This window comes from Sphingomonas sp. P3_C5, from assembly GCF_056402635.1.
In genome coordinates, this window is sequence record NZ_JBFUHA010000001.1 from 301,362 (window position 1) to 325,548 (window position 24,187).

Genomic DNA, 24,187 nt, shown 5'->3' on the forward strand with positions numbered 1-24,187 from the left:
TTCGTCTCGTCTGTCACGCAGATTCAGCAATATAGGACAGAGTAGCTGTCCTATATTGCACATTTTGTTTCGCTTGACCGGATTTACTTCTCAGACTGTCGCTCAGCTGAGGCCACTTCGGTCCTATTTAGTCAAAAGCCAGACCAGAGCCGCTCCGCCAGCGACGATGCGGTACCATGCAAAGGGTGCGAAGCCGCGGCGGCCGACAAAGCCGACAAAGGCTCGGACGACCAGCAGGGCAACAACGAACGAGACCACCGCCCCTATGGCGATGCTCGTCATACCCACTCCGCCGCCAGCAACGAGCTCATGACGATTCTTGAACAATTCCAGGCTGGTAGCGCCGACCATTGTCGGGATCGCGAGGAAGAAGCTGAATTCGGCCGCGGTGCGGCGCTCTACCCCGAGCGCGAGCGCCCCGAGAATCGTTGCGCCCGATCGGCTGACGCCAGGCACCATGGCGAGACATTGCAGAAACCCGATGCCGACCACCTTGGAGACGGGAATGTCGGCCACGCCGGTGATGTCGCCTTCTTTCGTGAAACGCTCGACCCCGAGAATGGCGATACCGCCGACGATCAGCGCGACCGCCACGACCTCTGCATTGCCGAGCAGCGCCTCAATGCGCTTGTGTAACAGCAATCCTATCACCGCCGCCGGAATGAAGGCGATCAGGATATTGCGGACGAATCGAATCGAGACCGGATCGAGTCGCAGACAGCCCTGCAACACGGCCCAGAAGGTCCGCCAATAGAGGACCACGATCGCGAAGATCGCACCGAGCTGAATGACGATATTGAACACCTCCCACCGCGTCGCATCATAGCCGAGCAGCTTCGTCGCCAGGATAAGGTGCCCGGTCGAGGAGACTGGCAGGAACTCGGTCACCCCTTCGACGACGCCGAGCAGGATGGTGGTGATCAGATCGTGCACGCGCTTCCCCTTAAGCGGCCTGGCCGCGATGTGATGTATCGGAGTCTAGTGGACGAGGTCAGGCGACTGCGCTGGTGCCGAATCGACCGTGGCGGCGGTATCGGACCAGCCAGCTCGGCGCCACCGCGCTGAAAGGGGTCGGCGCAATTCCGAGCGCGACGAGCCCTTCGGCACCATGGCGGGGGATATTGTCGTGCTGGAGCGCAAGCCACTCCTGGCGCGAGAGCGGACTGCCCGGCAGGAAACCGAACATCGCCAGCAGGCTGCCGGCAATGTCGGGCAGTTCCACCGTCCGCGGCTCGCGTCCGGCCGCCTTTGCGATCTCGGCGATCAGATCGCGCATCGCCAGAATATCGGGCCCGCCGAATTCCAGAGTATGCCCGGCAAAGGCCGCGGGACTGACCAGAATCCTGGCGATCGCGGTGGCGACATCGGCGACATACACCGGCTGGCAGCGCCAGCCCGGCCGCACCACCGGCACCACCGGCAGCGTCGCGATCATGCCGGCGAGCATGTTGATGAAGCTGCTCTCGCGGCCGAACAGGATCGAGGGGCGGACGATGACGGCCTGGGGCAAGATGTCGCGAACCGCATCCTCGCCCGCCGCTTTGGAACGGCTATATTCGGACGGGGCGTCGTGATCGGCTCCCGCCGAGGATATCTGGACGAAGGTGTCGACCCCCGCCGCCGCAGCGGCCCTGGCTGCATTGGCTGCTCCGGCGACGTGCAATCCCTGATAGTCGCCGCGGCGCACGCCAACGAGGTTAACCACCGAGTCGGCGCCTTCGAACGCGCGGGCGAGGGAATCGGGTTTGCGGATGTCGGCGGCCACGAACTGAGTCTGGCCGAGCGCGCTCAACGGCTTGAGAAAAAAGGCCTGACGGGGATCGCGCTGGGCGATGCGGACGCGCGCGCCGGTCGCGAGCAATTCCTGTGCGATGTAGCGGCCGAGAAATCCGCCACCACCGACCAGCGTTATCAGCCTGTTCCTCATGCGCGCCTGCCTTGCCTTTCGTGAGCGGCCCCCTTGCCCCAGCTTCGCCCGTGTTGACAAGGCGCACGACCCTAACCTAAGGCGCGCCCCCTACCCCGTGCCCAGATGGCGGAATTGGTAGACGCACCAGCTTCAGGTGCTGGCGCTCGCAAGGGCGTGGAGGTTCGAGTCCTCTTCTGGGCACCAGGGACCTTTCCGGCAACGTCCGGGAAGGTCCGGCGACCAATCTGCCTCGATCGGTCAAGCTGCTCGCGGCGACGCAGCCCTCGGTTACTCGCTGGATTTACCGGCCCGATCTGGCAACGCGCCGCCGCAAAATTCTCGAAAATCTGGCAGTCGTCACCTGCTGTCCGTTGACCTGTAATTGCTGGAAGACGCTAAGGTTGTCGGCACTTCTCCGAGTTTTCACCGGATCGGACCACGACGATGCAGCGACGCCCGAGTCTCAACAGCCTGCGCCTGTTCCTGCAGGTCGCGCAAAACCGAAGCTTCAGCGAAACCAGCCGCAACGCCAACCTGTCGCAGCCGGCGCTCAGCCGAACGATCAGGCTGCTCGAGGAGGAGCTTGGCACGAGGCTGTTCGACCGCAATTCGCGCAACGTGTCGCTGACTGCGGCGGGAGAAGCGATGCTGCCGATCGTCGAGCGGCTGACGGCCGATTTCGACCACGCATTCTCCGAACTGGCGCTGACCTTTTCGGGCGCGCGCGGCCGCGTCGTGGTTGGCGCGCTCCCTTCGGTCGCCGCGTCCATTCTACCTGCGGCTATCGCTTCCTTCCTCAGGTCTCATCCGCAGGTCGAGATCGTGGTGCGCGATCATCTGTCGGGCGCGCTCTATCAGCAGATGCAGGAGCGTCAGATCGACCTGGCGATCGCTACGCCACCCGAGGAAGGCGAATTCACGTTCGAGCCGTTCATGGAAGATCCCATGGTGCTCGTCGCCCCGACCGGCCAGCAGTTCGATGGGACCGCAACGGTCGACTGGTCAATATTCAGAGATCAGCCCTTTATTGCGATGGCGCCGCGCAGCAGCGTTCGCAACCTGACTGACGTCGCCATGCACAAGGCCGGCATCGCCGTCAGGCCCCTATTCGAATGTACACAGCTTGCGACCGTCGGGGCGCTGATCGAGGCGGGCCTTGGTATTACGGCATTGCCCCGTTCGACGATCAGCATGATCCAGTCGCCGCACATCACCACGAAGCCGCTCGGAAAGCCCCTGATCACACGCGAGATCGGAATCGCCTATCTTACCGACCGCACCTTGCCGCCCGCGGCAGAGGCTTTCTTTCGCCATTTCCTCGAAGAAGCCCGCGCCGGGCGGGACTAAGGCGCGATTCTCTGGGCCGGAAGCGTTACCGCGGCCTGATCGACCAGATGTCCGGCGTCACGTCCGACGCTGACCTCATAATGCCCGGCAGCAATCTTCCAGCTGCGGCCCGCAACGTCGAAATCGGCAATCAGCCGCTGATCGGCGGTCAGGGTCACGCGCCTTGTCTCGCCAGGCTTCAGGGCCACCTTGCTGAACGCGAGCAACCGTCGCGCCGGCCCACCCGGGCGCGCCGACAGATAGAGTTGCGCCACCTCTTCTCCGGCTACCGATCCGGTGTTGGTGACATCCACGCTGGCGGACAGCACCTTTCCGCCCCGGACGGCGAGATTCGCATAGTCGAAATGGGTGTAGCTCAAGCCATGACCGAACCAGTAGCGCGGCGCCGCCCCTTTGCGGGCGAACCAGCGATAGCCGATATCGGAGCCTTCTATCGTGTAATCGACTTTCACTGGGTCTTTCGGCCCCGCGGTCCAGCCGGGAATGGCCGGACGCGGAAGCTGGCTTTCATCGGCAGGCCAGGTGATCGGCAACCGCCCGGACGGATTGACCTCGCCGGTCAGCACCCGGGCAATTGCTTCGCCGCCCTTCGCGCCACCATACCAGGCCTGCACCACCGCACCGACCTTGTCCGCCCAGGGCATGCGGACGGGATTGCCAGTCTCCAACACCACGATCGTATTCGGATTGGCAGCTGCGACTGCCTCGATCAGCGTATCCTGCCCCATCGGCAGCGCCATGTCGGGCACGTCCTCCCCCTCACCCGAAGGCTGGTAGGCGAAAACGATTGCGACATCGGCGTCCCGCGCCGCAGCTGCCGCGGCCTCGGGTGATAGGCCGGTGTCGAAGCGTATCTGGGCGCCCGGCAGTTTCGCGCGCAACGCGGCGAGCGGAGGATCCGGATGGAAGACGACGTTATTCCACATCGCCATCATCCCCTCGCCGCCCAGCGGAACCGAGGTGGGAGGAAAGGGCCCTTCGCGATGCGGGTTGGTGACCTGTGACGATCCCATGCCGGAGGGCACGCCGGCCTCCGCATGCCCACCGATCACGGCGATCTTCCGTGCCGTCCCGGCGAGCGGCAGCAATTGCTTGCGGTTATCGAGCAGCACGATCGCCTGCTCCGCTTCCCGGAGCGCCACATCGGCGTTGGCCGCGAAATCGATGGCAGTCGGAGCGGCCGCATTGTCGAACAGCCCCGCTGCGAACATGGCGTAGAGGATGCGGCGCACCGCATCATCAACGCGGGTGGCGCGGATCTGCCCCGCCGCCAGGGCCTGCTTCAGGGGTTGATCAAACCAGACCTGCGCGTCGAGCTGTTCGCCCGATTGCTGATCGAGCCCCGCGTTGAACGCATCGAGCGAATGCACCGCGCCCCAGTCCGACATAACGAAGCCGGGATAATGCCAGTCCCGCTTGAGGATCGTGTTGAGCAGCATGTCGTTCTGGCAGGCATGTTGACCGTTCACCAGATTGTACGAGCACATGATCGAGCCGGGCTTGCCCCGCTCGATCGCGATCTGAAACGCCAGCAGATCGCTTTCGCGCATCGCCTGCTCACCGATCACTGAGTCAACGGTGTTGCGGTTATGCTCCTGTCCGTTGAGTGCATAATGCTTTACCGTCGAGACCATGCCGGTGCTCTCGATGCCGCGGACGCTCTCGCCGGCCAGCACGCCGGCAAGGAGAGGATCCTCCCCGACATATTCGAAGTTGCGCCCGTTGCGGGGGTCGCGCGCCAGATTGACCCCGCCGGCCAGAAGCACGTTCAGCCCCTTAGCGCGCGCTTCTCCGCCAATCATCCGCCCGCCCGCAAAAGCGATCTCGGGATTGAACGTCGCCGCGAGCGCGATGCCCGACGGAAGCGCCGTCGACATGTCCTTAGCGCCGCGCACCATCATCGGGTTCGTCACGCCGAGGCTGGCATCGGTCTCCTGCAGCGCGGGGATGCCGAGCCGCGCGTTGCCGGCGATGTACCCTGCCGATCCGACCGCGCCGGCCGGCATCGGCATCCGGGGGGACAGCGGCATCGCCATCGGCCCGTGCAGCATCGCGACCTTCTCATCCAGGGTCATCGCCGCGACGAGCAGATCGGCGCGTTGGCTGGGAGACAGCTTTGGGTTCATCCATGGCCTGGCCGCGGATTCAGCTGTGGCCTGGCGCTCGGGTTGAACCTGCGCGCCGGTGGCGCACGGCATCGCAAGCGCTGAACACAGCAGCGCAGCCATCAATCTCTTCATCGTTCAGTCCTTCTGGATCCGGCCGGCGGACACCGGCGCGGCCTCATCAGTGTGCCTTGGGCAGTGCCGCCAGTTCGCTGTCGATCTGCTGCAACATGGCGTCGCTCAGCACTTGCGGCATGTAGGACTGGAGCGCTTGAAGCGTGACGCCACGCGCCATGTTGATCTGCTCGCTATGGATCACGGCAGCGATGTGCCGCTCCAGCACTGCCTTGGCCGCGGGATCGTCAAGCATTGTGCCAAGCGGGGTGACCAGGCTGTTATAATGGCCCGAGGCACGCGCTGCCGCCAGGCGCTGCACGTCCCGATCGATGTCGGCCCCCCAGGGGTCCCTCCCCGGCACTGCCTTGCCGGCCACCGAAAAGTCCATGAGCGGATCGCTGCCCGCATCATATTTCGGCCAGGCAGGAAGGCCGGCCCCGTTGGGATTCCCGGTCTTGGCGAAGTTGACGATATAGGCACTGATCGTCTTGCCCATTGCGACGTCCTTCGGCGTCGTTTGCGCGCCATATTTGATCGCCGCATTGTCGAAGAAGAAGGGAATGTCGGTCGCGTGTTGCGCGCCGGGCTGACCGACCGAGTCCGCGACATAGGAGAAGCGGTAATGCCAGACCGGCACGCCTTGCTTTGCGATCCTGGCCGAGGCGCTGCGCGCGCCAGCGATCATGAAGCCGCTCTTGCCGCCCATATCGGCACTGGTCGCACCGATGATCATCGGGACACGGGCGAAGTTCCCCGACTCATAGGCCTTGGCCTGATCGACGACGATCTTTCCGTCGAGGAAAGGTCCGCTAAACGTCTTCGGGCCCGGCTTGGGCTGGAACATCTGCATCATGCTCAAGCCGTCCGTAACCTGCTCGGCAGTGAGCGCCCGCAACTTGTCCAGCGCATCGGGATCGCTGGGGGAGATCCCCTTTGCCTTGGCGAAATCCGAATAAACCTGCTCGACATCATGGAGCGTCGCGTTGCCCGCGGTCTCGGCATTGCCGCCCGACATCACCATCGCCTTCTGGAACAGCCCCCGCGCCAGCGGCGTGGTGACGAGCGTATGGACTGACATTCCCCCGGCGCTCTCGCCGATGATCGTCACGTTCGAGGGGTCTCCCCCGAACGCCGCGATGTTGCGCTGGACCCATTTGAGCGCGGCGATCTGGTCCAGAAAGCCATAATTGCCGATCAGCCCATGATCGGGATCCTGCCTGGTCAATTGGGGTAGCGCAAAGGTGCCGAAGCGGCCGACCCGGTAGTTGAAGCTGACGAACATCACGCCCTGCTTCGCCATATTGGCCCCCGAATAGGTGGGGGGCGAGGCGCCGCCATTCACGAAACCGCCGCCATAGATCCACACGATCACCGGCACCTTGCCGGCGCTCCCCGCTGGCTTCCAGATATTGGCGTAGAGGCAATCCTCGGCTGGAGTCGTACCGAGCGGCGCAGCGTCACCACCGAACGGCTTTTGCATGCAATCGGCGCTATATTGAGTCGCGGCTCGCACGCCATTCCAGTTTGCGGCGGGCTGCGGTGCGCGCCAGCGCAACGGGCCGACGGGCGCCGCCGCGAAGGGGACGCCCTTCCAGCTCGCGATCCCATCTTCGACCGCGCCGCTCACCTCCCCGTTTGCGACTTTGACGACGGGCGCTCCGGTTTGCGCGTTCGCCGCGATGGGTGCGCTCCACAGCGCGGCGCCGGCGAGCAGAAGGGAATGGGACGGTTTCATGTGCGGTTCTCCTCGGATCGGAACGGATCGGCGTCCCGATCGATCATTTTTGGGCGGTTGGATCAAAATGCCTTGGTCACCTGGATGCTGAAGATCCGGCCGAAAACATTGGCATTCGATGGATCATAGGCGCCGTAATTGTTGCCCGACTGGGTTAGCACGATCGGCGGATCCTTGTCGGTCACGTTCTGGATATTGAGAGAAAAGCGCAATCCACCAAGCCATGAGCTGCTGCGCGGAATCGCATAGCTCAGACCGAGGTCGAAAGTGGTCCAGGAAGGTACCTTGCTCTGCGGCTGGCCGGTGAGCGGCAGCGTGTTGGTGTAGGAGCCGACATAGTTGGCGAACAGATTAGCGCCGAGCCGCCCATGATTCCACCCGATCTGGCCGCGGCCGCGCAGGCTGACGGGATAGTAGAAGGTGCCAAGTACGTCGCGGGTCGTCGCGCCCGCCACCGGCTGGAGAGTCTGGTTCAGGATCTTCGTCACATTCGCCGCGACCGACCAATGGCCGATGCTGGTGTCGATCGTGTAGCTCGCCTGGAAATCGAGCCCGTCCTGGAAGGTCGTTGCCGCATTGGCGGACCGGGCGTCCAGAATCACGTTGACCGAGCACGCACCGACGACGTTGGTATTGTACAGCGCCGGGTGTGCCGCGATGAAGTTCGCGAGGACCGGATCATAGGTAGCGGGGGTCCCGTTCACGCATCCGGCCGGATTGTGCACCGGAATGATATATTTGCTGTAGAGCGCGGCGTTCGCCGGGCTCGAGAGGAACAGGCCGACATTCTGGCCAACGATCTGGTTCGAATAGCTCGTGTTGTAATAGGTTGCCGAGAAACGGAAGCCGGTGCCCACCGGCTTGAAGTCAACGCCTGCGGACCATGTGGTCGCCGTCTCTGGCTGAAGATCGGTATTCGCGCCGAGCAGCAGATAGGTGCTGCTGTTACCGGGATAGAGAAAGCCGATATCGGTGCGGCCTGAATTGTTCGCGAAGGGCAGTCCGATAACCGCAGACGAATAGTTGTTCGGGTTCGTATCGGTCAAAGCCGGCGCCCGGAACGATGTGCCCCAGGAGCCCCGGATTGAGAGGGACTCATTGACTCGCCAGGTGGCACCGATCTTCGGGTTGGTGGTGCCGCCAAAGTCGGAATAATTGTCGTACCGTACCGCGCCATCCACCTCGAGCGAGCGCATCAGCGGGACGTTCATGTCCTGGCCGACGATCGGCACGAACAATTCGGCGAAAGCCGACACAGTGCTGCGGTGCGCCGTTGCGTCGTTCGTCACCGCGAAATTGTTGTTCGTCGGATTTTTCTCGAACGCGTTGTTGCTGCCATTCACGAGGTGCTGGCGGTTATAGGCGAGCTCGCCGCCGAACGCGGTCCGCACGGTGCCGCCCGGCAGGTCGAATAACCGGCCGTTCAGCTTCACCACCGCGTCGTAGAAGCTGTTGAATGACCGCTGGGTGTTGTCCCCCATGAAGGTCGCATATTGCGCCTGGGTCAGCGGCGTGGCGCTGAACGGGTTGATCCGGCCGGCGGTGATTTCCGCGGCGAGCGCAGCGCCATTGGCATTGGTGCCATAGTTGCAGATGCCGCAGGTCGAATCATGCGCATAGGTGAAATAGCTGTCGAGGGTCCAGTTGCCCGGCAGGTGGCCCGTCAGGCCACTGGTGACACTGAATGTCTCGGTCGGGTTCGAGGTGATCGAACGTCCGCCGAAAAAGGTGAGCGGGTCGACCGCGATCTGCTGTCCGAGCCCGCCCCCGCACAAGGCGCTGGAGTTGGAGGCCGCCGCAGGCGCTCCGCTGATATAATAGGGGCTTGCCTGGCACACGGTCACGATATTGTTGACCCGGCTGTTGCCATAGGCGCCCGATTTCGTGTCACGCTTGGTGTAAAAGCCCTCGACGAAGAACGAGATCGCGGGATTGATCTCCTGGTTGAGGAAGACTGCCGCCTGATGCCGCCTTTGGCGCCCGAGATAGTCATTGAAGTACGAGGAATCGACGAGGTTGGCGCCGAGCGTCAGCTGGTTGAACGCGAGATTGGTGCCTGCGCCTGTGGGCAAGGTGTAATAGGAATAGGCGGTCCCGTTGCCGCCCACCAGCAGTGTCGGGCTTGAAACGGCGATGGTCGCGTCGATTGCGCGCGCGTCGCGGCTGCCCAGCGGCGACAGGTCGCGCCGCAGGAATTTCGACTTGCCGTTGACGAACGGCTCGCGCGATTCATAGTCATAGGTCGCGACGATGTTGCCGCTGCCCCAGCTATGGCCTGCCGTGACCGACGCGCCCCAGCTGTTGTGAAAGCGATCGAATGTGTCGCGGCCAGTGACCTCGACGCCGTTGAACTGCTTGCGCAACACATAGTTGATCACGCCCGAGATCGCGTCCGACCCGTAGATCGCCGAATTGCCGTCGCTCACCACCTCGACGCGCTCGATCGCAGCGATCGGCACCTGGATCGATTCCGTAAAGGTACTCGCGGCACCGCTGGGGACCACGCGGCGGCCGTCGACCAGCGTCAAGGTTGCCGATGTGCCGAGCCCGCGCAGGTTGATCGCGGTTCCCTGGGTCGAATTGCCGCCATAGCCGGCGGTCCCGCCTTGCCGATAGACAGGCCCCGATCCGCCGGCGTTTGGATTGTTCTGCACCTGCGGAATGGTCTGCAGCACATCGTTCAGGTTGGTAAGCCCGGTCGCGAGGATCTGATCGCGGTTGAGGGTTACCGTTTCGGAACCCACCGGCTTGACGCCCGAGATGTTAGTGCCGGTGACGATGATATCCTGCTGAGGCGTCTCTGAAGTGTCGGTAGCCTCGTCCGGGTCGGTCGCTGCCACGCTCGCAGCCGGCGTGGCGGCCTGCGGATCGGCGCCGCTATCCTGTGCGGCGGCGGGCATTGCCCAGACCGATCCGGCGATCAACGCAGCGACGCTGGCGCAATGCAGTTTGACTCGAAGAGACGGCTTCATTTTTTTCCTCCCTAGTTCGTTCCTCGGGAGGACAGCTGCCCGTCACCCCGCGAGCAGGTCGGCTTGCGCCGCTTTCAGGTCCGATATCCGCGCGCTTCGGCGAGGAGGACACGCAAATCCACCGCCGTTCGGCGTTGATTGCAGCTTGACCCTCCCTTGCCGGCGCGCTGTTGTCAGGCCGTGCTCGCCATTGTGATGAACCAACGCGTTCTGATTAAAAAATAGAATTAGTCGATAGATTGATAACCTGAGCGGATCGATGATCATTCCGGAGATCAATTAGAAATACGGATTGATCCATAAGATATTTCTCTTTGATGGATAGCTGGATCGGCGACATGATCGCCCCGCCGGCAACGGACCGGCACTGGGAGGAACAATGCTCGCGATAATCGGCGCAGTGGCGGTGTTGACGTTGCTGGCGCTCATCCTCTCCAATCGCCTTGCGCCAATCGCCGCCCTGATCCTGGTTCCGGTTCTCGCGTCGCTGCTGATCGGGCAGGCGGCGCAGATGCCGGCCCAGCTGGTCGAAGGGATCGCGCGCATCGCGCCGGTCGCGGGGATGTTCGTCTTCGCGATCCTGTTCTTCGGGATCATGACCGATGTCGGATTGCTCGATCCGATCGTGCGGCTGGTGCTGCGGCTGGCGGGACGAGACCCGGTGCGCATCGCAATCGGCACGACATTGCTCGCGCTGCTCATCCATCTCGACGGATCCGGCGCGGTCTGCTTCCTCGTCGCGATACCGGCAATGCGCCCGCTCTATGACACGCTGGGGATGGACCGGCGCATTCTCGCCTGCACCGCATCGATGGCAGCGGGCGTCAATTTCCTGCCCTGGACGGGCCCGACACTGCGCGCTTCGGCGGCGCTGCATATTCCCGCCACCGCGCTGTTCACGCCGATGCTGCCGGCGCAACTGGCAGGGATCGCCTTCGCACTGGGCGCAGCATGGTGGATGGGCCGGGGCGAAGCCCGGCGGCTGGCGCCGCTCGGCGGGACGGACAATGCCGTTGAAGCGCGCCCGCTGAATGCAGAGCCCGCCCGCACCTCGCCGCATGCACGCCCGCACCTGCTGATCGTCAACCTGATGCTGACGCTGATCGTCATCGGCGTGATGGTCACAGGCGTGGCTGAGCCCGTCGTCGTCTTCATGATCGGCACCGCACTGGCGCTGGTGATCAACTTCCGCGATTCGAAGACGCAACGCGAGCGCATCGACGCGCACGCCCCCGCCGCGCTGCTCATGGCCGGCGTGCTCTTTGCCGCTGGTGCATTCACCGGGATCATGAGCGGTTCAGGCATGCTCCACGCAATGGCGGAAGCCGCCGCGCGTCAGGTGCCCGCCGCGCTGGGCGGGCATCTGCCGGTGCTGCTCGGCATTACGGCGATGCCGCTCAGCCTGATGTTTGATCCTGATTCCTTCTATTTCGGCGTTCTTCCGGTCATCGCGAATGTCGGCGCGAGCTTCGGCACGCCGCCGATCGCCGTCGGCCAGGCGGCTTTGCTGGGCCAGATGACGACCGGATTTCCCGTCAGCCCCCTCACCCCCGCCACCTTCCTGGTCTGCGGGTTGAGCGGCATCGATCTGGCTGCGCACCAGCGCTTCGCCATTCCCTGGTTGTTCGGGGCAAGCATCGTGATGCTCGTCGCGGCGCTGTTGCTTGGAGTATTGCCGCTGTGAGTGCCGGCGAGAGAAGCGTACGTATCGGTGTCGGCGCGGGCTTTGCCGGCGATCGGATCGAACCGGCGATCGAACTGATCGAACGCGGCCGCCTGCAGTTCCTGGTCTTCGAATGCCTCGCCGAGCGTACCATCGCGCTGGCGCATCAGGCGCGACGCTGCAATCCCTCGAACGGCTATGATCCAATGCTGATCGAGCGGATGCGCGGGGTACTGCCAGGCGCCCGGGCGCGCGGCGTGCGCATCATCACCAATGCCGGAGCGGCCAACCCCCTGGGTGCGGCACAGGCGCTGGCGGCCCTTGCACGCGAGCTCGGCCTGGCACCGCTGCGGATCGCCGCCGTGTTGGGAGACGATGTGCGCGCGGAAATCGCCGCCTCGCGCTATCCGCTGCTCGACGAGCCGGGCACGACCGCTGACCTGCCGGGCATGATTTCCGCCAATGCCTATCTCGGTGCCGAACCGATCGCGCAGGCGCTGGGGCAAGGCGCGGATATCGTGATCACCGGACGGGTGGGCGATCCGGCGCTGTTTGTCGGGCCGCTCGCGCATGCATTCGGCTGGCGTTTCGACGATTCCGAGCTGATCGGGCAGGCAACTGTCATAGGCCATCTGCTCGAATGCGCGGGCCAGCTGACCGGCGGCTATTTCGCGGACGGCGACCGCAAGCAGGTCGAGGGACTCGCCCGGCTCGGCTTCCCCTTTGCCGAGGTGTTCGCCGACGCCAGCGCGATTCTCGGCAAGGTGCGGGGTTCGGGCGGCCGGCTGAGCATCGCCAGCTGCAAGGAGCAACTGCTCTACGAAATCCTCGATCCCGCAGCCTATCACCAGGCCGACGTCATTGCCGATTTCACGAGCGTCACCTTCGAGGAGATCGGCGCCGACCGAATCCGCGTGCGCGGCGGCGGCGGGCGGCCGCCTTCGGGCTCGCTGAAGGTTTCGATCGGCTATGATGATGGTTTCATCGGCGAAGGCCAGATCTCCTATGCGGGGCCGGGCGCGGTAGCGCGAGGGCGCATGGCGTTCGAGATCGTGCGCGAGCGGCTCCGGCTCGTCGGCGCGCGACTGAGCGAATTGCGCGGAGAGCTTATCGGGCTGGATTCGGTCGATCGCAGCGCTGCGCCACAGGCCGAGCCGCGGGAGGTTCGGGTGAGGATCACCGGACGGTCCGCAAACGAGCGCGATGCGGCCGCCATCGGGGCCGAGGTCGAAGCGCTGTACACCAACGGCCCGGCGGGGGGTGGTGGCGCGTTTCGCAGCGTGCGCCCGGTCGTCGCGATCGCCTCGACGCTGATCCCGGCCGAGTGCGTGACGCCGCGCATCGCAATGATCGAGGTGAAGCCATGAAGCTCGGCGAGCTTGCGCATCTGCGGGCGGGCGACAAGGGCGATGTGTCGCAGATCTCGGTCATCGCCTATGATCCCGCCGACTATGAGCTGCTGTGCCGCGAAGTGACGGTCGAGCGTGTGTGCAGCCACCTCGCGCGGCTGACGCCGAGCAAGGCCGAGCGCTACGAGCTGCCCGGGCTGGGCGCGCTGAATTTCGTCCTGTACGGCGCGCTCAATGGCGGGGTGACGCGGTCCCTGTCGCTCGATGCGCATGGCAAAACGCTGAGCGCGCAACTGCTCGATCTCGAAATCGACGCGACGGGTCGTTCCGGAGGATGAGGCGCTGGGTCGCTTCTCTCGTCGGCGCCGCCGCGGCCCTGACGCCTATGGCCGCTGGCGCGCGCGTCACGCGCTTCGTCGTCGTGCAGCGGGATGCCGCACCGGCACACCCCGACTGGGTGATCCTGCGCGGCTATTATGAAGGCGAGGTCGATCCCGCCGACCCCCACAACCGCGGCATCACCGACATCGCCCTGGCGACCCGCCTGCCCAATGGCCGCGTCGGCTATTCAGCGACCTTCGCGATTGCGATGCCGCGCGATCTTAGGGCCTCGAGCGGCCTGTTGCTGTACGAGGTGCCCAATCGTGGCAATGGCGACGTCGCCGTCGATCCGCAGGGGCATATCCGGGTGGTCAGCGGATGGCAGGGCGACATCGCGGCCGCGCCCGGCCTCCAGACACTCCGCGCGCCGATGGCGCGCAACCGCGACGGTACTGCCGTGACCGGGCCGGTGCTCCAGCGCTTCACCGACATCCCCGCCGGAACAGCCAGTGTCGCCATCACCGGCGGCTTCGGTCGACCGACGCCCCGACCGCTGCCGGTCTCACTCGATACGGGCAAGGCCAGGCTTTTCCGCCAGACCGCCGATGACGCCCGGCCCGTCGACATTCCAGCGCGCGACTGGGCCTTCGCCGATTGCCGGACCGGCCCCTTCCCCGGCACGCCCGACCCGACCCGACTATGCGTCCGAAGCGGCTTCAAGCCGGCTCAGGCCTATGCTCTGGTCTATCGCGCACGCGATCCGTTGGTGCTCGGGACCGGCTTCGCAGCGGTACGCGATCTCAACGCCTTTCTGCGCTATGCCGACCGGGACGATGCCGGAACGCTCAATCCGCTTGCCGGCGCGGTACGCTGGTCGATCGTCACCGGCACCTCGCAATCGGGCAATTTCGTCCGCAGCCTGATCGCGCTCGGCTTCAACCAGGCTGAAGGCGGCCGGATCATCTTCGATGGCGCCAATCCCAACATCGCCGCCCGACAGGTGCCGCTCAACATCCGTTTCGGCGTTCCGGGCGGCGCCGCCGATCTCTACGAGCCCGGCAGCGAGGGTGCCTTGTGGTGGTCGCGCTATGACGACCGCCGCCGCGGCCGCGGCACCTCCAGCCTGCTCGAGCGCTGCACCGCAAGCGGCACCTGCCCGAAGATCGTCGAGACCTTTGGTTCGGCTGAACTATGGGGCCTGCGCATGTCGCCCAATCTAGTCGGCACCGACGCGCGGAGTGACCTGCCGCTGCCCGGCAATGTCAGGCGCTATTATTTACCGAGCGTGACGCACAATGGCTCGGCACGGGGCGGCTTTCCGGTGACGGGCGAAGCGCCGCCGCCGGGCGCCGACTTCTGCACGCTCGCCTGGAACCCCAATCCCTCCGCCGACACGCGGCGCGCGTTGCTGCAGGCACTCGTCGATTGGGTCCGAACCGGCAAGGCACCGCCCGCCAGCCGCTATCCGACGCTCGCGGCGGGCGATCTGGTCGCGCCGAATGCAAGCGCAATGGGGTGGCCTGACATCCCCGGCGCACCGGTGCCGACCGGCAAGCTCAACCGCGTCCTCGACTATGACTTCGGGCCGGGCTTCAACTATGTGGATCTGAGCGGAGTTCTCACCCGCCAGCCGCCCCGGATCCGGCAAGTGATCCCGTCGCTCGTGCCGCGCGTCAACGCCGATGGCAACGAAACGGCCGGCATCCCTTCAGTGCAGATGCTCGTGCCGCTCGGCACCTATACCGGCTGGAATGTTCGCAAGCGTGGCTATGGCGCAGGCGGCGGCTGTGGCTTCATCGGCGGGTTCATCCCTTTCGCCCGCACCAGGGCGGAGCGGCTCGCGACCGGCGATCCCCGGATCTCGCTCGAGGAACGCTATCGCGACCATGCCGGATTTGTCGCCCATGTCCGAACGGCAGCCGAGGCGCAGGTCGCTACGGGCTGGCTGCTGCGCGACGATGCCGACCGAATCATCGGCGAGGCCCAGGCGAGCGATGTCCTGCGCTGATCGCGACCGATGGATCTGCGCATCACTGATGTGAGCGCTCAGCACCATGGCGGCCGCGCGACGGCCGGACAAACAAAGGGGAAAGAAGATGAAGATGATGCACCTTGGCGTTGCGGCCGTCGCATTTGCCGGATGCGCGATCCCGGCGCTCGCACTCGCAGGGCAGTCATCCTCCGCCGCGACCTCGCAACGCGATGATCGGGCCTGGATGAATGCCAGCCTGACCCCGGAGCAGCGCGCGGCTCTACTGCTTGCGCGGATGACGCAGGACGAAAAGCTCAGCCTGGTCTTCGGCCAGTTCGGGACTGATTTTTCGTTCAGGGGCTACAAGGCGCCCGCCGACGCGCGGGCCGGATCGGCGGGCTATGTTCCGGGCATTCCGCGGCTGGGTATTCCGGCGCAGTGGCAGACCGATGCCGGCATCGGAGTCGCGACTCAGGGTGGCGCGGTCAAGAAGCGGGAGCGCACTGCGTTGCCGTCGAACCTCGGCGTCGCCGCAACCTGGAACACCGATCTTGCTTTCAAGGGCGGCGCGATAATCGGCGCCGAAGCGCGCGCTTCGGGCTTCAACGTAATGCTGGCAGGCGGCGTCAACCTGGTGCGCGAACCGCGCAACGGGCGCAATTTCGAATATGGCGGCGAGGACCCACTGCTTGCCGGCACGATGGTCGGCGCGCAGATTGCGGGCATTCAGTCGAACCACATCATCTCGACCGTGAAGCATTACGCGATCAACGATCAGGAGACTGATCGCAACGCCGGCAACTCGGTGCTCGACCCCAAGGCCGCGCGCCTCTCCGACCTGCTCGCCTTCGAGATCGCGATCGAGAAGGGGAAACCGGGCTCCGTGATGTGCGCCTACAATCGCGTGAACGGCCCGTTCTCGTGCGAAAACCCCTGGCTGCTGCGCGACGTGCTGCGACGCGACTGGGGGTTCAAAGGCTATGTCATGTCGGATTGGGGAGCGGTGCATTCGACCGCACCGGCCATCGCGGCAGGGCTGGACCAGGAATCCGGCTTCCCGTTCGACAAGGAGCCCTATCTGGGCGAAGGGCTGAAAAAGGCCCTCGCGGACGGGACCGTGACCTCCGCCCAGCTCGACACGATGGTGTCGCGGATCCTCTATGCGATGTTCAAGCATGGCGTGTTCGACCATCCGGTGATCGAGGCGCCGATGGATCTTCCCGAGGCGATGCTCGCCGGCCACGCCGCAGCCAGCCGCGCGACGGCCGAGCAAGGCATCGTGTTGCTGAAGAATGAGGGAGGCGTGCTACCGCTGGCGCGTAGCGCCAAACGGATCGTCGTGATCGGTGGCCATGCCGACAAGGGCGTGATCGCCGGCGGCGGTTCGTCCCTCGTCTACCCGAGGGGCGGAAACGCGGTGCCGGATGCGCAGCCGAAGACATGGCCGGGACCGATGATGTTCTATCCGTCCTCGCCGCTCGAGGCCCTGCGCCGCCAGCTGCCCGGTGCCGAGATCAGCTACATCGATGGCCGCGATCGCGTTGCGGCAGCGGCCCAGGCCCGCACCGCTGATATCGCGATCGTCTTTGCGACCCAATGGGCAGGTGAAAGTTTCGACGTGTCGTTGTCGCTGAAGGACGATCAGGACAGTTTGATCGACGCCGTGGCGACAGCCAATCCGAGAACGGTCGTCGTTCTCGAGACCGGTGGTCCCGTTCTCACGCCCTGGGCGGGCAAGGTCGCTGGGCTCCTCGAAGCGTGGTTCCCTGGAACAGCCGGCGGAGACGCGATTGCGGCCGTGCTGATCGGCAAGGTGAACCCATCGGGGCATTTGCCGGTGACTTTTCCGAACAGTGCGATGGAGCTGCCGCATCCTGAAAGCCCGGTGAAGGGCGATGTGCGTTACAGCGAAGGGGCCGCCATTGGCTATAAATGGTATGATCGGCAGAAAATTGAGCCGGCGTTCCCATTTGGGCACGGCTTGTCCTATACCCGCTTCGGCTATCGCAACCTGAGCGCCCGCATCACGAATGGAGCCGTGACTGCGAGGTTCAGCGTTCAAAATCGCGGCACCCTGCGCGGGATGACCGTGGCCCAGATCTATGCCTCGGCTGGCGGATGGGAAGCACCGCGCCGGCTCGCGGGATTTCGAAAGATCGACCTCGCGCCGGGTCAGTCGCGGGATATTACGCTGACGCTCGACCCGCGCCTGTTGGCTGACTTTGATGAGCAGGGGAGGTGCTGGCGGGTGACCGCCGGGAACGTTCGCCTGGCGCTGGGCGATTCCTCCGGCAACCTGCCGGCAAGCGGGACGCTGTCTCTCGCGCCCCGGGCGCTTCGCCGTTCAGATGGTCTTTGCGAACCCGGATGAGCCGGTCCCCACCCGGTTGCAATGCGCTCATGCCGGGCCACTGATAACCACCTTGCCCTTTGCGTGACCGGTTTCGACATAGGCGAGAGCCTGGCCGGCGGCCTCGAAGGGGAATATCCGGTCCAGGACCGGACGGATGATCCCGGCCTCAACGAGATCGGTGATCTCGCCCAACTGCCTGCCGTTCGCGCGCATGAAGAGGAATGCATACCGGACGCCCTGGCGTCTGGCTTTTCGCCGGATGCCTGAGCTCAGCGCGCGCATGATCAGTCGCACGATGACATTCGCGCCGATCTCCCGCCCGAAATCCGGATCGGGCGGGCCTGAAATCGAGATCAGCTGGCCGCCGGGCTTCAGCACGGCCAGCGATTTCTCGAGCACGTCCTTGCCGAGGCTGTTCAGGACGAGATCGTAGCCACTCAGGACTTCAGCGAAATCGTCCTTTTTGTAATCGATGACGATATCGGCGCCGAGGCTCTTCACCAGATCGATATTGGCTGCGCTGGTTGTCGTCGCCACGGTCGCGCCGACATGTTTTGCGAGCTGGATCGCAACGGTGCCGACGCCACCCGAACCGGCATGGATCAGGACCTTCTCGCCCTTTTTCAAGCGCGCCATTTCGATGAGCGCCTGCCACGCGGTGAGCGCGACCAGCGGGAGCGAGGCGGCCTCAGCCATTGTGAAGTTCTCCGGTTTCATCGCGACATCAGCTTCGTCCATGGCGATATATTCGGCGAACGTGCCGATGCGGTCCTTGTCCGGCCTCGCGTAGACCTCATCGCCGGGCTTGAAGCGCCGCGCCCCCGGCCCCGCGCGGACCACGACCCCGGCCACGTCGTTGCCGAGAATCAACGGCAGGCGATAAGGCAGGATGAGCTTGAACTCGCCGGCCACGATCTTGGAATCGAGCGGGTTTACGCTGGCGGCATGGACCCGGACCAGCACGTCGTTGTCGCGCAGTTCCGGCTCAGGCATGTCGCGAAGCTGCGGGCCAGGCTTGCTGCCGTAACGCTCGACGACGAGGGCCCTCACGACGCCGCGCTCAGCCGCAGCTGCTTGCGCAGGCTTTTGTCGAACATCCCCGCCGGAGCGAAGCGGCGCAGCAGGCTGATCTGCCGTGCAACCTTGCCGGCGGTGTAGCGGCGGCGCGGGCGTGTGGCGCTCGCCGCCTGGACAATAGCCTGGGCAACGATCTCGGGCGGATCGGCGACCGGCATGACATCGTGGAGGAGCGCGCGGGCGCCAGTGCGGGCCTGATCATAGACGCCGAGTGGCATATCGGGCTCGAGGGCATTCTGATCGAAGACGCTGCGGGTGAAGGCGGGCTCGATCAGGGAAACACGGATGTTGAAGACGCGGACTTCGTGATCGAGCGATTCCGAATAGCCTTCGAGCGCGTGCTTGGTCGCCGCATAATAGGCCGAATAGGGTGCCGGTATCAGGCCGAGCACTGAGCTGAGATTGATGACCCGCCCTTCGCCGCGCTGGCGCATGATCGGCAGCACTGCGTTGGTCACCCGGATGACGCCGAACAGGTTGACGTCGAACAGGGCCTGGACCTGCGCGATCGAGGACTCCTCGGCCGCGCCGACCTGGCCGAGGCCGGCATTGTTCACCAGCAGGTCGATGCGGCCGGTCTGGGCGACGACGGCCGCGATCAGGGCGTGCACCGCAGCGTCGTCGGTCACGTCGCAGGTCAGCATGGTGACGCCCGCCGGTCCGTCATTGCGCGCGCTGCGGCTGGTGCCGAAGACCTTGAAACCGGCGCGGGCAAGCGCCTCGGCGGTGGCGCGGCCGATGCCGGTCGAGGCGCCGGTGACGATCGCTGTCTTTGCCGAAGGGAGGCTTGGGGCGGTGGGGCGTGTATCAGTCATCGGGGTTCCAGACTTGCGGACAGTGCGGTATTGCATTATGATCATTTAATGACATTATGACCATAATGCAAACGGATTAATCGGGAGAGTTCTCAGTGCGCTACGAAAAAGGCCGAAAGGACGAATCGCGCCGCAGGATCGTCGAGATTGCCTCGGAGCGGTTTCGGAGCGACGGCATCGCCGCATCGGGGCTGGCCGGCATCATGAAGGAGGCGGGGCTGACCAACGGCGCCTTCTACCCGCACTTTCCGTCCAAGGCGGCGCTGGTCAGCGAAAGCGTCGCAGCCACCTTGGCGGGCCAAGCCGAGCAGATCCGCGAAGGGCTTGCCGCAGGTGGGCTTGAAGCCGTCATTGCGGCCTATCTGTCGCCGGAGCATCGCGACAATCCGGGCAAGGGATGCACGTCAGCGGCATTGTTGCCCGAGCTCGCGCGCGAGCGCGTCGAAACGCGCGAGCTTTATGCCGAGCGCTTCCTCGACATTACGCGCGAGATGGCTGCGGCATTACCGGCCGGGACGCCGGACCCGGAAGGCGTGGCGCTTGCGATGCAGGCGACCATTATCGGCACGCTGCAGCTCGCCCGGGCAGTCGAAGGGACGGCGCTTTCGGACCGTATCCTTGCGGCAGGCGCGGATGCCGCGCGAACGCTGATAAGCGGGCGCTCTCGCGTGAGGTGATAGGCGCTACTCGCCGCCTCGTACGATAGCGGGGATTGGGTGCGGTTGAATTGACCCGCCTACTCTGCGCGGAAAGCCTCGCGGATTTTCGCGATCAGGCTTTCGAGGGGCGATGCAGAGGGCGGTGTGGTGAGCGTCGTCAGGCACAAGGAGACGGCCGGCAGCGGATCGTGCATCTCCAGCGCGACGAGCGACCCTGCCGACAGCTCCTCCGCCACGGCATAGTCGGGCAGGACTCCGATCGCGTCGCCGTGGAGCACGCCGCGTTTCACGCCGTCGATGCTGCCGGCTGACTCGAAGCGTGGCGGGTGGCCGGCGCTGCCGGCCCAGCTCTTCATGAGATCGTAAAAGGCGCCTTCCGAATCGGCGAGGAGGCAGATCCGGCCTGCCAGGCTGTGACGGTCCACGCTGCTGCGGGCCAGCACATGGTGCGGCGCTACGATCAGGCAAAGCCGCGCCGGCCAGATTTCTCCGACACCATGGCGACCGCGTACCCGCTCGGCGCCCTCGATCGTCAGCGCCGCATCGAGCTCGAGCCGCTCGACGCGCTTCCTGAGATCCTCGCACAGGCCGATGGTGATCCGCACTTCGACATGAGGCCAGAGCAGGCGGAAGCCGCTCAACGGCCCGGGCAAAAGGAAGGAGCTGATCGATTCCACGGTGCCGAGCCGGAGCGTCGCCTGGCTCTGCCGCACGCCCGCGGCAAGCCCGGCTTCGGATGTCGCGATCAGGGAGCGCGCATGGGGGAGCAGCGCTTCGGCCGCCGGCGTGAGGATCGCCTCGCGGCCGGTGCGGCGCAGTGTGACGGGGGTGCCGAGAAGCCTTTCGAGCGACAGGAGCGTCTCGGACACAGTCGATTGTGCGACGCCCAAAGCGCGCGACGCCGCACCAACGCCGCCATGATCGTGCACGGAGACGAGCGCGCGGCAGTGGCGAACCTCAAGGTCCTTCGTCATCGCTCACCCCATCGGCATTTCCGATGCCTTCATCGGCGTTTTGGTGCCCCATGTCCCGACGGTCAAGTTCGCGGGCGGACATGAGGACGGCGACGCTTGAAACACCTTCCCTGGAACACAGCCCTGTTGGTGATCGACATGCAAAGGGGCTTTGACGACCCCGCCTGGGGCCCGCGCAACAATCCGGGCGCCGAGGCCAATGTCGCGAGGCTGATCGAAACCTGGCGCTCATTCGGCGCACCGGTCATCCATATCCACCATGATTCCCCGCACCCGTCCGGGCATTTCCGGCGCGGGACCCCGGGCCATGCGGCAAAGCCGGAAGCACAGCCTCGGGACGGGGAGCGGCTGTATCGCAAATCGGTCAACAGCGCCTTTATCGGCACCCGCCTGGAGGATGATCTTCGCGTGCTCGGCATCGGGACGCTGGCGATTATCGGCCTGACCACCAACCACTGCGTTTCGACGACTGCCCGGATGGCCGGCAATCTGGGCTTCGACAGCTTTGTTGCGGCGGACGCCACCGCGACCTTCGATCGCGCCGGCCTCGATAGGACGATCCGCCTCGCGGCCGACGTCCATGACGCAGCGCTGAGCGATCTGCAGGACGAGTTCGCCACGATCGTCGATACTGGCTGGCTGATCGCGACGCTCGGTGCCCCGGACTATGGGGCTGCGGCGCAGGCGGCCGGCCATGGCTGAGCGTCGCGCCAGACTCCTGGGCGCCCTGCTCGCGATCTCCGCTGCGTCCGCGGGTGCCTCGTCTCGCGATGCGCCCGGCACTGCTCCGGCGGTCGATCGCTCGATCAGGCCCGGGGATGATTTCTACGGCTATGCCAACAACGCCTGGACCAGGGCGACGCAGCTGCCCGAGGGCGTGTCGAGGATCGACACCACGACGGAGCTCCGCGCCGAGAGTGCGCGCCGGGTGCAGGGGCTGATCGAGGATGCGGCGAGGGCTGCCGCCGCGCCCGGGCGGGTGCGCGCCGATGTCCGGAAGGTGGGTGATTATTATGCCAGCCGGCTCGACCAGGCCGGCATCGAAGCGAAAGGGTTTGCCCCACTTTCCGGCGACCTTGCCGCGATTGCCGCGATCGCCGACCGGCGAGCGCTGACGGCATGGCTCGGGCGCTCAACCAGCCTCGATGACGGCACCAACCAGCAGACCGAGGGCCTGTGGGGCGTATGGGTCCATCAGGGCTTTCACGATGCTGATCATTATGCCGCCCATCTCGTGCAGGGCGGGCTGGGGCTCGCCGATCGAGACGATTATCTCGACGCGGTGCCGGAGCGAGCCGCGCACCGGGCGCTGTACCGGGCACATATCGCCAACGTGCTGAGGCTCGCCGGGCTCGATCAGCCGGGCATGCGCGCCGGCCGGATACTGGCGCTCGAGATCGCCATTGCCGGGACGCATGCGTCCCGCGCGGAGACCGATGACGTCTACAAGACCGACAATGACTGGCGCCGCGCCGATTTCGACGCCCGGGCGCCGGGCCTTGACTGGACCACCTGGTTCTCGGCGGCCGGCCTCAATCCGTCGGCGAATTTCGTGGTGTGGCAGCCAGCGGCGGTGATCGGCGGAGCAAGGCTCGTCGCCACCGAGCCGCTCGACGCGTGGAAGGATTATCTCGCCTTCCACCTCGTCGAACATCATGCCGATGTCCTTCCACAGGCAATCGGCGAGGAGGATCGCCGCTTCGGCGCGCTTTTGTCGGGAGCCCCCCTTCCCCCGGCGCCGGCCCCCGCGCAACTGGCCGTCACGGCCACCGAGACCGCTCTCGGCGACGCGGTGGGCCGGCTTTATGTCGAGCGCTATTTCTCAGCCAGCACCAAGGCGGCGGCCACGAATATGGCGGAGAATATCCGCACCGCCTTTCATGCCCGGTTGGCGCATTCAGGCTGGATGGCGCCCGAGACCAAGGCGAAGGCGCTGGCCAAGCTGGCGGCGCTGAGGATCGGGCTCGGCTATCCGGAGACCTGGATTGACTATGCGCCGCTTGCCGTCGTGCGCGGCGACGCGTTCGGCAATCTCGAGCGGGTCGAGGCTTTCGCCTATCGCCGCGCGGTGGCGAAGCTCGGCCGCCCGGTCGATCCCGATGAATGGGCCGTGCAGCTCCATCCCCAGATGGTCGGTGCGGTTCTCAACATCAGCCCGAACAGCATGGATTTCGCCGCCGGCCTGTTGCAGCCGCCCTATTTCGATCCAGCGGGCGACGCCGCTGCCAATTATGGTTCGGCCGGCGCCGGCCTCGCCCATGAGATCACCCATAGTTTCGACGAGCTGGGCAATCAGTATGATGCGCAGGGGCGGCTGGTGCGCTGGTGGGCTTCGGGCGATCTCGCGCGGTTTCAGGCCGCTTCAGCGCCGCTTGCGGTGCAACTCGACACCTGTTGTCCGGCGCCGGACGCCTGCGTGCACGGCAAGCAGGTGCTTGCCGAGAGCGCCGCCGACCTTGCCGGACTCGCGGCCACGCATGATGCGTATCTGCTGTCGCTGCACGGCAGGACCGATATCGTGAAAAACGGGCTGACGGGCGAACAGCGCTTCTTCATCGCCTTCGCGCAACGCTGGCGGCGGCTGCAGACCGACGCAGCGCTGCGCCGGCAGATCGAAACCGACACCCATGCGCCGCCGGCATGCCGAAGCGATCTGGTACGCAACAGCGCGGCATGGGCTCGGGCTTTTGATGTCAAACCTGGCGACAGGCTCTACTTTGCGCCTGGGGCGCGCACCGGGGTCTGGTGATCGCGCGGGTCTTTAGGGTGTTTTGGCACAATCGGTTCGAGACGTGAAAGGCCGCGAGCGCACCGGCTGG

18 protein-coding genes and 1 tRNA gene are annotated in these 24,187 nt (G+C 65.2%); 10 read left to right on the top strand and 9 right to left on the bottom strand.

Features of this window, described 5'->3' with window-relative positions:
- Positions 1–123: 123 nt before the first annotated feature.
- Positions 124–933 carry an undecaprenyl-diphosphate phosphatase gene (locus AC1DVS_RS01370; RefSeq protein WP_478019580.1) on the bottom strand — a complete coding sequence of 270 codons (810 nt, stop codon included), beginning with the start codon at positions 931–933 and terminating at the stop codon, positions 124–126.
- A gap of 58 nt (positions 934–991) precedes the next feature.
- Positions 992–1,927 carry a complex I NDUFA9 subunit family protein gene (locus AC1DVS_RS01375; protein ID WP_478019582.1) on the bottom strand — a complete coding sequence of 312 codons (936 nt, stop codon included), beginning with the start codon at positions 1,925–1,927 and terminating at the stop codon, positions 992–994.
- Between the two features lie 99 nt (positions 1,928–2,026).
- On the opposite strand from AC1DVS_RS01375, the gene AC1DVS_RS01380 reads away from it, so the two are divergent.
- Positions 2,027–2,113: transfer RNA gene (locus tag AC1DVS_RS01380), tRNA-Leu, on the top strand.
- 240 nt (positions 2,114–2,353) lie between these two features.
- Positions 2,354–3,256, top strand: a complete 903-nt coding sequence (locus AC1DVS_RS01385) for a LysR family transcriptional regulator (protein WP_478019583.1) — start codon at positions 2,354–2,356, stop codon at positions 3,254–3,256.
- On the opposite strand, the gene AC1DVS_RS01390 is transcribed toward AC1DVS_RS01385, so the two are convergent.
- The 4 genes from AC1DVS_RS01390 to AC1DVS_RS01405 all read right to left on the bottom strand — a co-directional run bounded on the left by AC1DVS_RS01390 (position 3,253) and on the right by AC1DVS_RS01405 (position 10,452).
- Positions 3,253–5,496 carry a beta-glucosidase gene (locus AC1DVS_RS01390; RefSeq protein ID WP_478019585.1) on the bottom strand — a complete coding sequence of 748 codons (2,244 nt, stop codon included), beginning with the start codon at positions 5,494–5,496 and terminating at the stop codon, positions 3,253–3,255. The genes AC1DVS_RS01385 and AC1DVS_RS01390 overlap by 4 nt on opposite strands.
- 46 nt (positions 5,497–5,542) lie before the next feature.
- On the bottom strand, positions 5,543–7,213 hold the full coding sequence (locus AC1DVS_RS01395; RefSeq protein WP_478019587.1) for a carboxylesterase/lipase family protein: 1,671 nt from the start codon (positions 7,211–7,213) through the stop codon (positions 5,543–5,545).
- Between the two features lie 62 nt (positions 7,214–7,275).
- A complete protein-coding gene (locus AC1DVS_RS01400) occupies positions 7,276–10,185 on the bottom strand; it encodes a TonB-dependent receptor plug domain-containing protein (protein ID WP_478019589.1) in 2,910 nt (969 codons plus the stop codon).
- Positions 10,186–10,227: 42 nt separating this feature from the next.
- Positions 10,228–10,452, bottom strand: coding sequence for a hypothetical protein (locus tag AC1DVS_RS01405; protein ID WP_478019591.1), 225 nt, complete (start codon positions 10,450–10,452; stop codon positions 10,228–10,230).
- A gap of 112 nt (positions 10,453–10,564) precedes the next feature.
- Between AC1DVS_RS01405 and AC1DVS_RS01410 the strand changes: the two genes are divergently transcribed.
- From AC1DVS_RS01410 to AC1DVS_RS01430, 5 genes are all read left to right on the top strand, one after another.
- Complete coding sequence (locus AC1DVS_RS01410; RefSeq protein WP_478019593.1) at positions 10,565–11,869, top strand: CitMHS family transporter; 1,305 nt, start codon at positions 10,565–10,567, stop codon at positions 11,867–11,869.
- Positions 11,866–13,215: an acyclic terpene utilization AtuA family protein gene (locus AC1DVS_RS01415; RefSeq protein ID WP_478019595.1), complete on the top strand. Its 1,350-nt coding sequence runs from the start codon at positions 11,866–11,868 to the stop codon at positions 13,213–13,215. The genes AC1DVS_RS01410 and AC1DVS_RS01415 overlap by 4 nt, the downstream gene beginning before the upstream one ends.
- Positions 13,212–13,535 carry an AtuA-related protein gene (locus AC1DVS_RS01420; protein WP_478019597.1) on the top strand — a complete coding sequence of 108 codons (324 nt, stop codon included), beginning with the start codon at positions 13,212–13,214 and terminating at the stop codon, positions 13,533–13,535. Before AC1DVS_RS01415 ends, AC1DVS_RS01420 begins: the two co-directional genes overlap by 4 nt.
- Entirely contained in the window at positions 13,532–15,526 is a 1,995-nt protein-coding gene (locus AC1DVS_RS01425) for an alpha/beta hydrolase domain-containing protein (protein WP_478019598.1), read from the top strand. The genes AC1DVS_RS01420 and AC1DVS_RS01425 overlap by 4 nt, the downstream gene beginning before the upstream one ends.
- A gap of 88 nt (positions 15,527–15,614) precedes the next feature.
- Positions 15,615–17,861 (top strand): glycoside hydrolase family 3 C-terminal domain-containing protein, encoded by a 2,247-nt coding sequence (locus AC1DVS_RS01430; protein WP_478019600.1) that lies wholly within the window; start codon positions 15,615–15,617, stop codon positions 17,859–17,861.
- A gap of 27 nt (positions 17,862–17,888) precedes the next feature.
- Here AC1DVS_RS01430 and AC1DVS_RS01435 read toward each other — a convergent pair whose 3' ends face one another.
- A complete protein-coding gene (locus AC1DVS_RS01435; RefSeq protein WP_478019602.1) occupies positions 17,889–18,893 on the bottom strand; it encodes an NADP-dependent oxidoreductase in 1,005 nt (334 codons plus the stop codon).
- Positions 18,890–19,735 carry an oxidoreductase gene (locus tag AC1DVS_RS01440; RefSeq protein ID WP_478019603.1) on the bottom strand — a complete coding sequence of 282 codons (846 nt, stop codon included), beginning with the start codon at positions 19,733–19,735 and terminating at the stop codon, positions 18,890–18,892. Before AC1DVS_RS01440 ends, AC1DVS_RS01435 begins: the two co-directional genes overlap by 4 nt.
- A gap of 95 nt (positions 19,736–19,830) precedes the next feature.
- Between AC1DVS_RS01440 and AC1DVS_RS01445 the strand changes: the two genes are divergently transcribed.
- On the top strand, positions 19,831–20,412 hold the full coding sequence (locus tag AC1DVS_RS01445; RefSeq protein WP_478019605.1) for a TetR/AcrR family transcriptional regulator: 582 nt from the start codon (positions 19,831–19,833) through the stop codon (positions 20,410–20,412).
- A gap of 59 nt (positions 20,413–20,471) precedes the next feature.
- Here AC1DVS_RS01445 and AC1DVS_RS01450 read toward each other — a convergent pair whose 3' ends face one another.
- Positions 20,472–21,368 (bottom strand): LysR family transcriptional regulator, encoded by an 897-nt coding sequence (locus AC1DVS_RS01450; protein ID WP_478019607.1) that lies wholly within the window; start codon positions 21,366–21,368, stop codon positions 20,472–20,474.
- Between the two features lie 96 nt (positions 21,369–21,464).
- Between AC1DVS_RS01450 and AC1DVS_RS01455 the strand changes: the two genes are divergently transcribed.
- On the top strand, positions 21,465–22,070 hold the full coding sequence (locus tag AC1DVS_RS01455) for a cysteine hydrolase family protein (RefSeq protein ID WP_478019609.1): 606 nt from the start codon (positions 21,465–21,467) through the stop codon (positions 22,068–22,070).
- Positions 22,063–24,117 carry a M13 family metallopeptidase gene (locus tag AC1DVS_RS01460; protein WP_478019611.1) on the top strand — a complete coding sequence of 685 codons (2,055 nt, stop codon included), beginning with the start codon at positions 22,063–22,065 and terminating at the stop codon, positions 24,115–24,117. Before AC1DVS_RS01455 ends, AC1DVS_RS01460 begins: the two co-directional genes overlap by 8 nt.
- Positions 24,118–24,187: the final 70 nt, after the last annotated feature.

Coding starts and splice junctions, on each gene's coding strand:
- AC1DVS_RS01375 (WP_478019582.1), bottom strand. CDS start 1,927: ATGAGGAACAGGCTGATAACGCTGGTCGGTGGTGGCGGATTTCTCGGC.
- AC1DVS_RS01385 (WP_478019583.1), top strand. CDS start 2,354: ATGCAGCGACGCCCGAGTCTCAACAGCCTGCGCCTGTTCCTGCAGGTC.
- AC1DVS_RS01390 (WP_478019585.1), bottom strand. CDS start 5,496: ATGAAGAGATTGATGGCTGCGCTGCTGTGTTCAGCGCTTGCGATGCCG.
- AC1DVS_RS01395 (WP_478019587.1), bottom strand. CDS start 7,213: ATGAAACCGTCCCATTCCCTTCTGCTCGCCGGCGCCGCGCTGTGGAGC.
- AC1DVS_RS01400 (WP_478019589.1), bottom strand. CDS start 10,185: ATGAAGCCGTCTCTTCGAGTCAAACTGCATTGCGCCAGCGTCGCTGCG.
- AC1DVS_RS01405 (WP_478019591.1), bottom strand. CDS start 10,452: ATGATCATCGATCCGCTCAGGTTATCAATCTATCGACTAATTCTATTT.
- AC1DVS_RS01410 (WP_478019593.1), top strand. CDS start 10,565: ATGCTCGCGATAATCGGCGCAGTGGCGGTGTTGACGTTGCTGGCGCTC.
- AC1DVS_RS01420 (WP_478019597.1), top strand. CDS start 13,212: ATGAAGCTCGGCGAGCTTGCGCATCTGCGGGCGGGCGACAAGGGCGAT.
- AC1DVS_RS01425 (WP_478019598.1), top strand. CDS start 13,532: ATGAGGCGCTGGGTCGCTTCTCTCGTCGGCGCCGCCGCGGCCCTGACG.
- AC1DVS_RS01430 (WP_478019600.1), top strand. CDS start 15,615: ATGAAGATGATGCACCTTGGCGTTGCGGCCGTCGCATTTGCCGGATGC.
- AC1DVS_RS01440 (WP_478019603.1), bottom strand. CDS start 19,735: ATGACTGATACACGCCCCACCGCCCCAAGCCTCCCTTCGGCAAAGACA.
- AC1DVS_RS01450 (WP_478019607.1), bottom strand. CDS start 21,368: ATGACGAAGGACCTTGAGGTTCGCCACTGCCGCGCGCTCGTCTCCGTG.
- AC1DVS_RS01460 (WP_478019611.1), top strand. CDS start 22,063: ATGGCTGAGCGTCGCGCCAGACTCCTGGGCGCCCTGCTCGCGATCTCC.